The 13,841-nt window shown below is 66.6% G+C and carries 12 protein-coding genes; 5 read left to right on the top strand and 7 right to left on the bottom strand.

Annotated features, from left to right (window positions below; translation table 11 throughout):
* Positions 1 to 176: 176 nt before the first annotated feature.
* The 4 genes from DQP57_RS16955 to DQP57_RS16940 are packed head-to-tail and all read left to right on the top strand — an operon-like array spanning position 177 to position 7,167.
* Positions 177 to 575 (top strand): MmpS family transport accessory protein, encoded by a 399-nt coding sequence (locus DQP57_RS16955; RefSeq protein WP_165821830.1) that lies wholly within the window; start codon positions 177 to 179, stop codon positions 573 to 575.
* Entirely contained in the window at positions 572 to 3,415 is a 2,844-nt protein-coding gene (locus tag DQP57_RS16950; protein ID WP_112634001.1) for an RND family transporter, read from the top strand. Before DQP57_RS16955 ends, DQP57_RS16950 begins: the two co-directional genes overlap by 4 nt.
* Entirely contained in the window at positions 3,412 to 4,239 is an 828-nt protein-coding gene (locus tag DQP57_RS16945) for a mycofactocin-coupled SDR family oxidoreductase (RefSeq protein WP_112634000.1), read from the top strand. The genes DQP57_RS16950 and DQP57_RS16945 overlap by 4 nt, the downstream gene beginning before the upstream one ends.
* A gap of 45 nt (positions 4,240 to 4,284) precedes the next feature.
* On the top strand, positions 4,285 to 7,167 hold the full coding sequence (locus tag DQP57_RS16940; protein ID WP_112633999.1) for an ATP-binding cassette domain-containing protein: 2,883 nt from the start codon (positions 4,285 to 4,287) through the stop codon (positions 7,165 to 7,167).
* Between the two features lie 5 nt (positions 7,168 to 7,172).
* On the opposite strand, the gene eno is transcribed toward DQP57_RS16940, so the two are convergent.
* A complete protein-coding gene (gene eno, locus DQP57_RS16935) occupies positions 7,173 to 8,453 on the bottom strand; it encodes a phosphopyruvate hydratase (protein WP_112633998.1) in 1,281 nt (426 codons plus the stop codon).
* A gap of 173 nt (positions 8,454 to 8,626) precedes the next feature.
* On the opposite strand from eno, the gene DQP57_RS16930 reads away from it, so the two are divergent.
* Positions 8,627 to 8,818, top strand: a complete 192-nt coding sequence (locus tag DQP57_RS16930; protein WP_112633997.1) for a ferredoxin — start codon at positions 8,627 to 8,629, stop codon at positions 8,816 to 8,818.
* A 17-nt stretch (positions 8,819 to 8,835) separates the two neighbouring features.
* Here DQP57_RS16930 and DQP57_RS16925 read toward each other — a convergent pair whose 3' ends face one another.
* The 6 genes from DQP57_RS16925 to DQP57_RS16900 are packed head-to-tail and all read right to left on the bottom strand — an operon-like array spanning position 8,836 to position 13,752.
* Positions 8,836 to 9,387, bottom strand: a complete 552-nt coding sequence (locus DQP57_RS16925; protein ID WP_112633996.1) for a carboxymuconolactone decarboxylase family protein — start codon at positions 9,385 to 9,387, stop codon at positions 8,836 to 8,838.
* A gap of 1 nt (position 9,388) precedes the next feature.
* On the bottom strand, positions 9,389 to 10,234 hold the full coding sequence (locus DQP57_RS16920) for a TauD/TfdA dioxygenase family protein (RefSeq protein ID WP_112633995.1): 846 nt from the start codon (positions 10,232 to 10,234) through the stop codon (positions 9,389 to 9,391).
* Between the two features lie 40 nt (positions 10,235 to 10,274).
* A complete protein-coding gene (locus DQP57_RS16915) occupies positions 10,275 to 10,613 on the bottom strand; it encodes a hypothetical protein (protein WP_165821828.1) in 339 nt (112 codons plus the stop codon).
* Positions 10,610 to 11,872 carry an aromatic ring-hydroxylating oxygenase subunit alpha gene (locus DQP57_RS16910; protein WP_112633994.1) on the bottom strand — a complete coding sequence of 421 codons (1,263 nt, stop codon included), beginning with the start codon at positions 11,870 to 11,872 and terminating at the stop codon, positions 10,610 to 10,612. The genes DQP57_RS16915 and DQP57_RS16910 overlap by 4 nt, the downstream gene beginning before the upstream one ends.
* Positions 11,873 to 11,885: 13 nt before the next feature.
* Complete coding sequence (locus tag DQP57_RS16905; protein WP_112633993.1) at positions 11,886 to 12,629, bottom strand: SDR family NAD(P)-dependent oxidoreductase; 744 nt, start codon at positions 12,627 to 12,629, stop codon at positions 11,886 to 11,888.
* Between the two features lie 34 nt (positions 12,630 to 12,663).
* Positions 12,664 to 13,752 (bottom strand): ferredoxin--NADP reductase, encoded by a 1,089-nt coding sequence (locus DQP57_RS16900; protein WP_112633992.1) that lies wholly within the window; start codon positions 13,750 to 13,752, stop codon positions 12,664 to 12,666.
* Positions 13,753 to 13,841 lie beyond the last annotated feature (89 nt).

The following is a 13,841-nucleotide window of genomic DNA, read 5'->3' as shown; positions in this document are numbered from 1 at the left end:
AGGCGTTACCGCTATCGTTTGCACGATCAGCTGTCCTTTGAGTACACGGCCGTCTACTATCTGCAGTGGCCTGAAGGCAGAGCAAGGGGCGTGAAGACGATGTCTGGGACCGGACTCCGAGGGGTGATCCAGTGAGCCCTCGTTCGGTCGGCAGGACCGTGTTGGCGCGAGTCTGGATGCCGTTGGTCGCGGTCATCGCCGTCGGCGTGGGCGGGGTGGCGATGGTGAAGGTGCACGAGTTCTCCAATCCCCCGCCCGTCATCACCGTCAATGAACCGGCAGCGCCTCCGGAGTTCAGCATCAAACGGCTCACCTATGAGTTGTTCGGCTCGGTCGGTGATGGCGGGATGCTCGTCTGGGTGGACATCAACGGGCATCCACATCAGGTCGATCTCACGACCTTGCCCTGGTCGCACACCGAGGCGACGACACTCACCGTGGTGTCCGGCAGCATCTCGGCGCAGGTTCACGGCGGTCAAGTCGGATGCCGGCTGCGGGTGAACGGCATCGTCCGCGCCGAACAGTCCGATGCCCACCAGGACGCACACGTCTATTGCCTGGTCAAATCCGCATGAGCGAGCACCAGGCCCAGCCTCGGGCGAAGCGGCCGTTCTTCCCCAGGATGGTCCGCGTCCTCGCGATACCGATCATCGCCTTCTGGGGCCTGCTCGCCGTGTCGACGAACACCTTCATGCCGCAGGTAGAGAGGGTCGCCGAAGAGTTGGCGGGGCCGCTGGTTCCGCACTACGCGCCGTCGCAGCGGTCGTTGCTTTCCATCGGCGCGAAGTTCCGCGAGTCCGATTCGACCAGCCTGGCCATGATCGTGCTCGAAGCCAACCGGCCGCTGGGCGACGCGGATCATCGGTACTACGACGATCTGATGCGCAGGTTCAAGCAGGACCCCAAGCATGTGCAGTACGCCATGGATCTGTGGGGCAAGCCGATCACCGCGGCGGGGGCGCAGAGCCTCGACGGCAAGTGCGCGTACGTGCTGCTGCGTCTCGCGGGCGATATCGGCCAGATGCAAGCGAACGAATCCGTGGCCGCCGTTCGGGATATCGTCGCCAAGGACGCGCCACCGCCCGGGCTCAGGGTCTATGTCAGTGGCGCGGCCCCCCTCGCCAAAGACACTGTGGCTATTGCGAATTCGAGCTTGAACAACATCACGATCGTGACGATCTTCCTGATCATCGCGATGTTGCTGCTGGTGTATCGCTCGATCGTCACCCTATTTGTGCCGTTGGCCGGAGTTCTGTTCGAGATGCTGGTGGCGAAGGGGGTTATCGCGACCCTCGGGCATCTCGGGTACATCGAGCTCTCGTCGTTCGCCGTGAACATCGTCGTCGCGCTGACCTTGGGGGCGGGGACGGACTACGGCATCTTCTTGATGGGCCGCTATCACGAGGCCCGACACGACGGCGAGAGCCGGGAGGAGGCGTTCTACACCGCGTACAAGAGCGTCACGCCCGTCATCCTCGGCTCGGGGCTGACGATCGCGGGGGCGTGTTACTGCTTGACTTTCGCGCGGCTCAACTACTTCCACACGATGGGGCCGGCCGTCGCGATCAGCATGCTGTTCACCATCGCGGCAGCGCTGACGCTCGGCCCGGCGTTCCTGACCGTGGGCAGCCTTTTCGGGCTCTTCGACCCGAGAAGCAAGGCCAAGGCGCATCTGTATCGGCGCTTCGGGACGAGCGTGGTCCGGTGGCCGGTGCCGATCCTCTTCGCCAGCGCCACCGCCGTTCTGCTCGGGGCGATCTTCGTGCCGACGTACCGGCAGAACTACGATGACCGCCAGTACCAGCCGCACGATTCGCCCGCCAACCTGGGTTTCCAGGCCGCCGACCGGCACTTCCCGAAGAGCAAGCTGTTTTCCGAGATGCTGATGATCGAGTCAGATCACGACATGCGAAACTCGGGTGACTTCATCTCATTGGACCGCGCAGCCAAGGCCCTGCAACGCCTCCCCGGCGTCGCGATGGTGCAAAGCATCACCAGGCCCATGGGCAGGGCGCTGGAACATGCCACCATCCCCTACTTGTTCACCACGCAAGGCAGCGGCAGCGGTCAACAGCTCCCGTTCACCTTGCAGCAGAACGCCAATACGAACGAGCAGGCACAGATCACACAGCACACGGTCGCGGTCTTGCGCAAAGAGATCGGCTTCTTCCAAACGATGTCGGATGAGATGCACAAGACGGTCCTCACCATGGAGGACATGCAAAAGGTCACCGACGAGTTACGGTCGAACCTTGCCAACCTCGAAGACTTCTTCCGGCCTATTCGCAGCTATTTCTATTGGGAGAAGCACTGTTTCGACATTCCCATCTGCTACGCGTTCAGGTCGCTGTTCGAGTCGATCGACGGCCTCGACAAGATGGCCGACGACATCAAGGACGCCGTAACGTCTCTCGAGGTCATCGACAAGACCTTGCCGCAAATCATCACGCAGCTCAAACTCACGGCCGACGACTCGGAGGCTTTGGCCTCTCTTTTGGTCAGCACCTACGGCCAGTCTTCTCTGCAGTCCACTCAGACCGACCAGACATTCGAAGACCAGATCAATGTGGGGCTCGACTTCGATCAATCCCGCAGTGATGACTTCTTTTACATCCCACACGAGGGTTTCGACAACGACGACGTCAAAACGGGTATGCAACTGCTGATGTCGCCCGACGGCAAGGCGGCCCGGCTCATCATCACCCATGAGGGGGACGCCAACGGCCCCGAGGGCGTGCAGCACGTTGAGCAGTTCCCCACGGCGATAACCGTTGCGCTCAAAGAGACTTCGCTGGCCGGCTCGAAGGTCTACATCGGCGGTTCGGGATCAACCAACAAGGACATCAAGCAATACGCGGCGTCCGATCTGCTCATCGTGGCGATCGCCGCCTTCGTGCTGATCTTCTTGATCATGTTGTTCCTCACCAGAAGTCTGATGGCGGCGATTGTCATCCCCGGCACGGTGGCCTTCTCCTACGCCGGGGCGTTCGGGCTCTCCATCCTCGTATGGCAACACCTCATCGGCCTGCCGTTGCACTGGTTGGTGTTGCCGCTGACGTTCATCATCCTGGTGGCGGTGGGTTCGGACTACAACCTGTTGTTGATCCTTCGTGTCAAAGAGGAGCTGCACGCCGGAATCCATACCGGGCTGATCCGCGCGCTCGGCAGCACCGGCGGCGTGGTGACGTCGGCCGGTTTGGTGTTCGCCTTCACCATGCTGGCAATGCTGACCAGCGATCTGCGTACCGTCGGCCAGGTGGGTTCGACGGTGTGCATCGGCCTGCTGCTGGACACGCTGATCGTGCGTTCGTTCGTCGTGCCGTGCATCCTGCGCATCCTCGGGCCGTGGTTCTGGTGGCCCACGCTGGTGCGTACCCGCCCGCTGCCCCAGACACAGAAGGCCGAGATCGTATGAGCGACAACGACAAACCCCTGGCCGGCCGGGTCGCGTTCGTCACCGGCGCCGCGCGCGGACAGGGCCGCTCGCATTGCGTGCGGCTGGCCCGGGCCGGTGCCGACGTCGTCGCCATCGACGTGTGCGGCCCGGTGGCGGCGAACAACGGCTATCCGGCATCGACGCCGGAGGACCTGGCCGAAACGGCGAGCCTGGTGGAAAGCGAAGGTCGCAAAATGCTGGCCGCGCAGGTCGATGTCCGCGACGCCGCGGGGCAACAGCGGCTCGTCGACGAAGCGATCACCCAATTCGGCCGCCTGGACATCGTCGTCGCCAACGCCGGCGTGCTCAATTGGGGCCGGCTCTGGGAGATTTCGGCGCAGCAATGGCAAGACGTCCTCGACACCAACCTGACCGGGGTCTGGAACACGATCAAAGCCACTGTGCCCGCGATGATTCAGGCGGGCAACGGCGGCTCGATCATCACCATCAGCTCGGCGGCGGGCATCAAGGCCGTCCCCGGGTGCGGGCACTACTGCGCCAGCAAGTTCGGTGTGGTCGGGCTGACGAACTCGCTCGCGGTGGAGCTGGGCGGGTACGGCATCCGGGTCAACTCGGTGCACCCGTACGGCACCGACACGCCCATGGGCAACGACCCCTCGATGTGGCAGCTCTTCGCCGACAACCAGACCTACATCCACAGCTTCTCTCCCGGCGCGCTACCGACCGACGCGCTGGCCGACCCGAACCTGGTCTCCGACATCGTGTTGTGGCTCGCCAGCGACGCCTCCTCGCTCGTGACGGCCGCGCAAATTCCCGCCGACAAGGGCTACCTGAAGATCTGATAAGAGAGCAAAAGGCCGGCCGCCGGCGACGGGCATAATCGTGTCGTGAAGGCGCCCGGCGCTGCGATGCCGAAAACGCGGGCCGGATCGCTGCGACCCGGCGAGCTGGCGCAGGCATCGGTGATGGGCGCCTTGTGCGCGGCGATCGCCATCATCGCGGTCGTCCTTCCGCACGGCGGGGGGCTGGGCCTGCTCGGCAGCGTGCCGACCGGACTGTTGGCCTACCGCTACCGAATCCGCGTGCTGATCGCCTGTACGGTCGCCGCCGGCGTGATCGGATTCCTGGTCGTCGGACTGAGCGGCCTGGGAGCGATCGCGCTCTGCGCCTATGTCGGTGGGCTGGCCGGAACCGTCAAGCGCCACCGGCGCGGCACACCGACCGTGATCGCGGTCTCGTTTGGCGCGGGCGTCGTCGTCGGTGCCGGGATGGTCGCCGCGCTGACCGTCCTGACCCGCTTCCGCCAACTCGCCTTCCACGCCGCCAGCGCCACCGTGGACGGCGCCGTGACGGTCGTATCGCGGGCCGGCCCGCTGCGCGCCCCGGCGCAACAGTTCAAGGCGTTCTTCGCCGAGGCCCTGCACTACTGGCAGTGGCTCGTCCTCGGTTACGCCGTGTTCGTCATCATGGGCGCGTCGCTGGTCGGTTGGTGGGCGCTGTCCCGCGTGCTGGAGCGACTGCGCGGCATTCCCGACGTGCACAAGCTGGACGCGCCGGCGAGCAGCGGTCCGATCCGGCCCGTCCCGGTACGCCTCGAGCAGGTGCGGCTGCGCTATGCGCACGCCGACCACGACGCCCTGCGTGCGGTCAGCCTGGACGTGCGGACGGGCGAACACATCGCGGTCACCGGGGCCAACGGTTCCGGGAAAACCACCCTGATGTTGATCCTGGCCGGGCGCGAGCCGACGTCGGGGATCGTCGAGCGTCCGGGCGCGGTGGGGCTCGGTGAACTCGGTGGCACCGCCGTCATCATGCAGCATCCGGAGAGCCAGGTGCTGGGCACGCGCGTCGCCGACGACGTGGTCTGGGGCCTGCCGCCCGGCAAGAGCACCGACATCCCCCGGCTGCTCGGCGAGGTCGGGTTGGCCGCGCTGGCCGATCGCGACACGGGCAGCCTGTCCGGCGGGGAGCTGCAGCGCCTAGCCGTGGCCGCGGCGCTGGCGCGCGAGCCGGCGCTGCTGATCGCCGACGAGGTCACCAGCATGGTCGACCGGCAGGGCCGGGAGCAACTGCTCGCCGTCCTGTCCGGACTCACCGAGCGCCATCAAACGGCCCTGGTGCACATCACCCACTACAACGACGAGGCCGAATACGCCGACCGCGCAATCAATCTCGGCGACACATCGATGGACGCCGACCTGGTACGGAGCGCGACCGCGCCGGCTCCGACGGTGACGAACGGACGCCCCGCCAGCCCGCCGGTGCTCGAACTCGTCGGTGTCGGACACGAATACGCCAGCGGCACCCCCTGGGCCCAGACCGCGCTGCGCGATGTCAGCTTCGCGGTGCACGAGGGCGACGGGCTGTTGATCCACGGCGGCAACGGTTCCGGCAAGTCGACGCTGGCGTGGATCATGGCCGGCCTGACCGCGCCGGCCACCGGCGCCTGCCTGCTCGACGGGCGCCCGACCGCCGAACAGGTCGGAGCGGTCGCGCTCCAATTCCAAGCGGCCCGGCTGCAGCTGATGCGGAGCCGGGTCGACCTGGAAGTGGCTTCGGCCGCAGGGTTTTCGCCCGCCGATCGCGCGCGGGTGACCGCGGCGCTGGCCGCCGTCGGCCTGGACGCCGGTCTGGCCACGCGGCGCATCGACCAGCTCAGCGGCGGCCAGATGCGTCGCGTGGTCCTCGCCGGACTGCTGGCGCGGTCGCCGCGGGTGTTGATCCTCGACGAGCCGCTGGCGGGGCTGGACGCCGCCAGCCAGCGCGGCCTGGTCCAGCTCCTGGCCCAGCGACGCCGTGACACCGGCCTGACGGTGGTGGTCATTTCGCATGACTTCGCCGGGCTTCAGGAGCTGTGCCCGCGCACCCTGCACCTGCGTGACGGTTCGCTGGAACCGCCACCGGCCGCGGCCCCGCACCGTGCGGTGGCCACCGCCCCGCCGGCGACGCGCCCGGCCCGCCGCCGTCGTCCCTTCGTGCTGCTGCGGCCGGTGCCGGGCACCTCACCCATTCACGAGCTGTGGGCCGGAACGAAACTGCTTGTGGTATTTGGTGTTTCGTTGCTGTTGACGTTCTTTCCGGGATGGGTGGCGATCGGGCTCACCGGCGCACTGGCGGTGACGGGAATCTGGCTCGCCCGCATCCCACGGGGGGTGCTGCCGTCCGTGCCGCGCTGGCTGTTGATCGTGCTGGTGATCGTCGCCGCCAACGCGACATTCGCCGGCGGGAGTCCGTACGTCCGACTGGGCGCCGTCTCGCTCGGGCTCGGCGGCCTGCTGGACTTTCTCCGCATCACCGTCCTGTCGGTGGTGCTGCTCGGCCTGGGCGCGCTGGTGTCGTGGACGACCAATGTCGCCCAAGTCGCCCCGGCGGTGGCCACTTTGGGCCGTTTCCTGCGCCCACTGCGGATCCCGGTCGACGACTGGTCTGTGGCGTTGGCGCTCGCGCTGCGCACCTTCCCGATGCTCATCGACGAATTCCGGGTCCTCTTCGCCGCCCGCCGGTTGCGGCCCAAGCGCCCCCCGCGGACCCGCCGGGCCCGGCTGCGGCGTCCGGCGGCGGACGTGATCGACGTTGTCGTCGCGGTCATCACGGTGACGCTGCGACGCGCCGACGAGATGGGCGATGCGATCACCGCCCGCGGCGGCACCGGCCAGATCTCGGCCGCGCCGTCGCGGCCGAAACCGGCCGACTGGCTGGCGCTTTCGATCGTATTGATGGTCTGTGGTGGCGCGGTGGCGGCCGAGCTCGCGTTGGTCGCCGGCCACTGACGCATTTAGAACCTCGCCAGCGCCGGCACGTCCGCCAACGCACAGTCCGGAATGCCTTCGGCCGCGCGCAGCAGGAAGTTGAGCTTCGCGACGCGCTCGCCGGAGCGCGGTGCACCGTTCTTCTGAAACGGTGCCGCCAGGCCCACCGCCAGGTCCATCACGACATCGTCGACGACGCCGCCCGAGCGGCCCGAAGGTATCGCCAAAACGGCGTTGCGCGTGGCGTATTCGAAACAGTCCAGCGCCTCGGCGATGGTTCCCACCTGGTTGGGCTTCAAGACGAAACCGTCCACGGCGGACGTTTCGACCGCCCGCTGCAGGCGGGCCCGGTTGGTGACGATCAGGTCGTCGCCCAGGATGATCGATCGGTTCACCGTCTGCACGGCCTTGGCGAATCCGGCCCAGTCGTCGCCCTCCAGCAGGTCCTCGATGAACAGCATCGGGAACTCCTGCGACAGTCCGCGGGCGTAGTCGATCAGCTCCTCCGCGGTCACCCGCTCACCGTTGAAAGCGTATGTGGCAGAGTCACTGTCGTATACCTCACTGGACGCGCAGTCCAGCGCGAACGCCATGATGTCGGCGCAGCCGGCCCGCTCGACGGCCTCGGCGAGCACCTCCATGACGGCGTGCGGGTCACTGGACGGCGCGATGTATCCGTACGAGGACGCTAGCATCGGTGCGCGACCCAGCCGCCGCGCGAGGACCTCGCCGAGCGTCTCGAACAGGCTCACCCCTTTTTCGACCGCGGCTTCGATCGAGTCCGCGCGGTACGGCACGACGAGGAACTCGCTGAACGTCTGGCGGACATCGCCGTAGTGCCCGCCATTGATCATGTTGAAGCTGGGCACCGGGACGGTGGTGGGCGGTTGGAGCCCGAGCAGCGCGCCGACGTAGGCGTAGGTGGGCGTGCCCGCCGCGGCGGCGGCCGCGCGCCACAGCGCGATCGACGTGGAGTAGATCGCGTTGCCGCCGAGCCGGTGCTTGTCCGGCGTGCCGTCGAGCGCGATCAGCACCCGGTCCAGGGACCGCGGATCGTCGAGCCCCGCGCCGATCAGGGCCGGAGCGATTTCGTCGTCCACGGCGGCGATCGCGCGGTGCACGCTCAGGCCGTTGTATCGCGTCGGGTCCCCGTCCCGCAGGACGTACGCCTCGTGCGAACCCACCGAGCTGCCGGTCGGGGACGCGCCGCGGGCAACAATGCCCGTGTCCGTGGTGATTTCGACTTCCAGAAGAGGCCGGGCTTTGCAGTCCAGCAACTGGCGGGCGATGACGGATGCGATCTTCATCGTCGACCTCCAGGACCCAGGGCTCCAGCGTATGACCGTGGCACTGAGAGGTCACTGAGAAGTGGCGCCCAGTGCGTCGTTTCCCGCCCGGGCGCTCTAAACTAGCGTTTACACAATCTGGACTGTAAAAACTCCGGGCTCTCGGCCAGGGGGATCGGAGAAGGAGGATCTTCATGCGGCCGGTAGTGAATCTTGATCGGTGCGAAGGCAATGCCTACTGCGTGAACATCGCGCCAGATGTCTTCCGGCTCGACGATGACGACTACGCGGTGGTCATCGCCGATCCGGTGCCCGTCGAGCAGGAGGCGCTGGTCGAGCGAGCGATCGCCGAGTGCCCGCGCGCCGCCCTATCCCGCGAGGACTAGCGCACCGCGGAGCGCGTCTACCCGTGCTCCTCCTGGACGCCGAACGTGTTGACCGCCAAGGCCAGCAAGAGGTAGCCGCCGATGGTGAAGGTCAGGTCCATGCACTGCTGGTGGGTGAACAACTCGCCCAGCAGGTCCCAGCTTGCTTGGCTGATCGTGCTGTCGGAGGTGAGATCGTCGACGGCCCGGATCACGGCCTGATCGGTCTGATCGGCGCAGCGCCCGACCCGGATGTCGTCGATCTCGGATTCGGTCAGGCCGGCGCGCAGGGCGATCGGGATGTGGTGTGACCACAGGTAGCCGCAATTGCTGCGGTGCACCACGCGCAGCAGCGCGACTTCTCGCACCCGGGGTGACAGGGTCGACCGGGTCAGCAGGTAGGCGTTGAACGGCAGGTAGGCCGCGGTCAGCTCGGGATGGCGGACCATGGTCGACAAAACATTGCCCGCGCCAACGGGATTCGCCCGCCCGGCCGGAATCAGGGACGCCAGCGCCGCACGCGCGCCCTCGTCCCACTCGTCGGCGGGCAACGGTGACAGGCGAAGCGGATGTCCGTCGGACGCGGTCATGCTATTGGATCGGTTCGTCGCCGAGCACGGTGGTGCGCAGCATCTCGCGCTGTGAGTCCGGATCGTACGGGGCCGCGCGGTGCAGCACCCCGCGGTTGTCCCAGATGACGGTGTCGCCGACCGACCAGCTGTGGCTGTAGACCTTGTCGGGCACCGTGGCGCGCTCGAGCAGCCCGTCCAGCAGGGCGCGTCCCTCATCGAGCTCCATGCCGACGACGTAATCCGCGGAGGCGCCCAGCACCAGCGACTTGCGGCCGCTGCGGTGGGTCCACACCAGCGGGTGTTCGTGCGTGCGCCGGGATCGCCAGCGCTGCACCTGTTCCGGGGAGGGGTCGGGGTAGACGCGGCGCTGGGACGCCTCCAGCGAGTGCACCACGCGCAGCGTGGCGAACCGCTCCTTCTCGTCGTCGGTCAGGGCGTCGTAGGCGGCGTAAGAGTTGGCGAATTCGGTTTCGCCGCCCCATTCGGCGACCTGTACCGCCGACAACACGGTGGCCTTCTGCGGGCATTCGTCGCCCAGCGGCGTGCAGCCGTCGATGTGCCAGTCGAAGGTGGCCTTCAAAAAGGCGGCCGAGGCGTTCTTGGACTTGTCCAGGGTGATCGGATAGATGCCGGGCACCGGGTGGTGACCGTCGGAGGAGTGGTCGATCTCGCCGAGGCGCCGGCAGAAGTCGACCTGCGCCGCCGGGTCGAGCTGCAGACCGCGGAAGACCAGGACGCCGTTGTCCTCCAACGCATCCAGGACGGCTTCACCTACCGAGTCGTCGCCCGCGAGGGCGGCCGGGTCCAGTCCGGCGACTTCGGCGCCGACGGATTCGGTGAGCTTGGTGATGGTGAGCAGACTCATCGTGCTCCTTTCGAAAAAGCGATGTCTGGTAGCGGAAAGGTCAGGGCACCGGGCCGCCGGTGCGGATCATCACCGCGTCGGCGGCGTCGACCGGGGCGGGTTGATGCATGATCTCCACCGCCATCGCGACCATGATCAGCGAATAGATCATGTGCAACAGGTTCAGCGCATCGTCGGGCACGTTATCGAGGGGAAACTTGTCGCAGTAGTCGATCGCCTCTTCGAGCCGGGGGAAGAACGCGTCGTAAAAGTCGCGCAGTTCGGGCATCGACGAGTTGACCCGGGCGTTCCAGCGTTCCGTTTCGGTTGCCAGGCACCAGGTTTCGGCATAGTCCTCCAGCTCGGCGAACGCGCTGGGCAGCATCGGGTTCATGGTCACACTCCCACCGAATCCCGTTCGCGGCGATAGGCGTCCACCCAATCGACGGCGACCTTGTGCAGGTGGCGCACCAGGATCTCTTGGTCGTTGAGGGGAAAGTCATCGACGATGCCGTATTCCAGCGCCGCCTGCGTCCCGCCGAGCATTCCGGCGTCTTGCAGCGCGAACTCTTTGAGCACCACCGAGGCGACCTCGTGCTCGATGCGCTCCCGCACCGTGCGCGCCGGATGGAAGTAGGTGTACGCCTCGAATCGGTGCGTGTTGTGCGAGGTGGGCCAGTACCGGTACAGCAGATACCACCCGCCATAGATCAGGATCTCGATGTTGGGGAAGATCTGGAAATTGCTGATGCCCCAGGGCTCGATCCCCCCGGGGTTGAGTCCGGCCGGCAGTTCGCCGATGTCGGGGGTTCGCCACGGTCCCACCAGTCCGCTGCGGGTGGCCCGCTCGATCGGATACATGTATTCCGGTGGCAGCAGCCACCGGCGCCGCCCGGCCGTAGAGACCAGCCGGTGCGGGCCGTCGAGCTGGAAATGCCCGCACGTGAATCCGGCGTTGGGGTCGCGCACCTCGGAGGGCACTTGCTGTGAATGCAGCGAGGGCACGTGGTAGTACTCCTGGAAGGCGTCGGCGAAGATCTTCCAGTTGCTGTTGTTGTGGGCCACCCAGTCGTAGCGTTCGGTCAGCTTCTCGAACGGATAACCGTCGAGGCCGGTGATCATCGGACCGAGGAACTCCCGCAGGGTTTGGCGCGGTTCGGGGTCGAAGTTGACGAACACAAACCCGTTCCATACGTCGCAGTGCACCGGACGCAATCCGTACTGCGCGAGGTCGAGATCGAAGAACTCCGATTCCTGCTGGACGAACTTCAGCGCGCCCTGCAGGTCATAGCGCCAGCCGTGATACTTGCAGGTGAACTGCCGACACGTCCCGCGGGTCTCCTCGCCGGGAAAATCGTTCCACACCAGCTTGTTTCCGCGGTGACGGCACACGTTGTAGAACGCCCGGATGCGCTCATCCTTGCCCTTGACCAGGATCACCGAAACGCCGACGACTTCGATCTCCTTGGTCAGGTAGCTGCCGACCCGCGGCAACTCCTCCACCCGCGCGAGGTTGAGCCACGCCCGTTTGAAGATCGCCTCGCGCTCGAGTTCGTAGAACTCCCGCGACGTCGAGTCCTTGAAAGACACGGGCCCCGTGCCCAATTCGGGATAGTGCTCGGTCCAGGAGCCCTCCGGGGGCCTGCCTTGTCTCGTCATCGGATCCTCACCTTCACATCACCGCCCCGCCGTTGACGCCCAAGACCTGGCCGGTGATATACCTTGCCTCTTCCGAACACAGAAATCCCACGGCCGCGGCGATATCGGCCCCGGTACCGAGGTAGCCCAAGGGGATGTTGCTGGCCATCTGCTCGTTGGACGGCAGATACCCGGCGGCCTGCCCCTGGTGTTGCATCGGGGTCTCGATGCCCGAGGGCGGAATGTTGTTCACCGTGATCCCGTGCGGCGCGTATTCGCGGGCCAGCGACTTGGTCAAAGTGATCACCGCCCCCTTGGATGCCGCATAGTGGGCGGCGAACGGCGAGCCGCGCTGGGCGCTCGACGACGAGATCATCACGATCCGTCCCCAGTGCGCCTCCACCATGTCCGGCAGTGCGACCTGGCAACAGTGAAAGGTGCCGGTGAGATTGACATCGATGACCCGCGACCAGGTTTCGGCGGTGATGTCCAGGAACGGCGAGAAGTCGAACATGCCTGCGCTGGTCACCAGGACCGTCACCGGGCCCAGCTCGCTGCGGATCTTCGCGAAGGCCTGCTCCACGGCGGACCGATCGGTCACGTCGGCGCCCACCCCGAGCGCGGTGACTCCGTCGGTGCGCAGGTCGTCGGTGACACGTTGCGCCGCACCCTCATTGACATCCAGGACCGCGACCTTGAGTCCGCGCCGGCCCAATTCATGGCACGTCGCCTCGCCCATGCCCGAGGCGCCGCCGGTCACCACCGCAACCCTGTTCATCGGCTCCGCTCCACGTTCGACCGCCTTCTCTGGCTCACTCGTAGACCACCCGCACGGTGGGACTGGTGGGCAGGGCCTGACACGTCAACACCCAGCCCTCGTCGACCTCATCCGGGTCGAGCGCGTCGTTGTTGATCATTCGGGCGCTACCCTGCGTCAGGCGGGCCATACACGTTCCGCACGAACCGATCTCACAGGAGGACGGCGCCCGCAGGCCGGCCATCCGCGCCGTCTGCAGGAGCGTGTTGCCCGAGTCATACCGCGCGGTGGTCGTGGCCCCGTCCAGCACGATGGTGACCTCGTCGGTGACCACCTCAGCGCCGGCTGGCGCCGCCGCGGTGACGTCGTTGACGTCGAAGTGCTCGACGTGCAGCCGATCGTCCGGAATGCCCGCCGCGCACAGCGCATTTCGCACGGTCTCCATGAACTCGTTGGGCCCGCACAGGTAAACGTCGGCGTCCCCGACGTCCCGGACGAACGCCTCCACGTCCGCCGAGGTGATGTAGCCGCTGGTGTCGTCGAGATGATGGTGCAGGACGAAGCGGTCCGGGTGCCTCGCGTTCAGCGACGCCAAGGCCTGGTCGAAGATCACCGCGTCGCGGCTGCGGTTGGCGTAGAACAGCCGCGTCGCGCGAGTGCCGGACTGCAACGCCGTGCGCAGCAGCGAAAACACCGGCGTGATACCGCTTCCGCCGGCGAAGGCGACCAGCGCGCGATCGCTGTCGCGCAACACGAAGCGGCCCTGCGGCGGCAAGGCGGGCAGCTCGTCCCCCGGCGCCGCTTTGTCGTTGAGCCAGTTCGACACGACGCCGTCGCGGTCGCGCTTGACGGTGATCTGCAGGTCTTCCCCGGGGGTGGAAGACATCGAATAACACCGCCGATGCTCGCGTCCGTCGACGCTGACCAGCAAGGTCAGGAACTGTCCGGCGTGATAGCCGAACTGTGCGGCGCTGCCGGGCGGGACATCGAGAACGATCGACACGGCGTCACGGGTCTCTCGGATCACACGCTTGATCCGCAGTGGCACAAAGCCATCCGGCAACGCGGCGATGTCGACAACGCCGGCCCCGGCGTCGGTCGCCGTCGCCGAACCGACACCCGTTGCCGCGCCATCGTCAGTCATCTCCGCCAGAGTATCAACTACTTGCGATTAGTCTCAAGTACTAGATATAGGTGCCGCGCGCCGACGCCCGCGGCCACGCCGCGCTGGGC

The organism is Mycobacterium colombiense, assembly GCF_003284935.1.
In the GTDB taxonomy this organism is placed as follows: domain Bacteria; phylum Actinomycetota; class Actinomycetes; order Mycobacteriales; family Mycobacteriaceae; genus Mycobacterium; species Mycobacterium arosiense_A.
The sequence above is the reverse complement of the archived record's forward strand: the minus strand, read 5'-3'. Positions and strand labels throughout refer to the sequence as shown.

Coding starts and splice junctions, on each gene's coding strand:
- DQP57_RS16910 (WP_112633994.1), bottom strand. CDS start 11,872: ATGACGAGACAAGGCAGGCCCCCGGAGGGCTCCTGGACCGAGCACTAT.
- DQP57_RS16925 (WP_112633996.1), bottom strand. CDS start 9,387: ATGACCGCGTCCGACGGACATCCGCTTCGCCTGTCACCGTTGCCCGCC.
- DQP57_RS16930 (WP_112633997.1), top strand. CDS start 8,627: ATGCGGCCGGTAGTGAATCTTGATCGGTGCGAAGGCAATGCCTACTGC.
- DQP57_RS16905 (WP_112633993.1), bottom strand. CDS start 12,629: ATGAACAGGGTTGCGGTGGTGACCGGCGGCGCCTCGGGCATGGGCGAG.
- eno (WP_112633998.1), bottom strand. CDS start 8,453: ATGAAGATCGCATCCGTCATCGCCCGCCAGTTGCTGGACTGCAAAGCC.
- DQP57_RS16955 (WP_165821830.1), top strand. CDS start 177: ATGCCGTTGGTCGCGGTCATCGCCGTCGGCGTGGGCGGGGTGGCGATG.
- DQP57_RS16945 (WP_112634000.1), top strand. CDS start 3,412: ATGAGCGACAACGACAAACCCCTGGCCGGCCGGGTCGCGTTCGTCACC.
- DQP57_RS16920 (WP_112633995.1), bottom strand. CDS start 10,234: ATGAGTCTGCTCACCATCACCAAGCTCACCGAATCCGTCGGCGCCGAA.
- DQP57_RS16900 (WP_112633992.1), bottom strand. CDS start 13,752: ATGACTGACGATGGCGCGGCAACGGGTGTCGGTTCGGCGACGGCGACC.
- DQP57_RS16950 (WP_112634001.1), top strand. CDS start 572: ATGAGCGAGCACCAGGCCCAGCCTCGGGCGAAGCGGCCGTTCTTCCCC.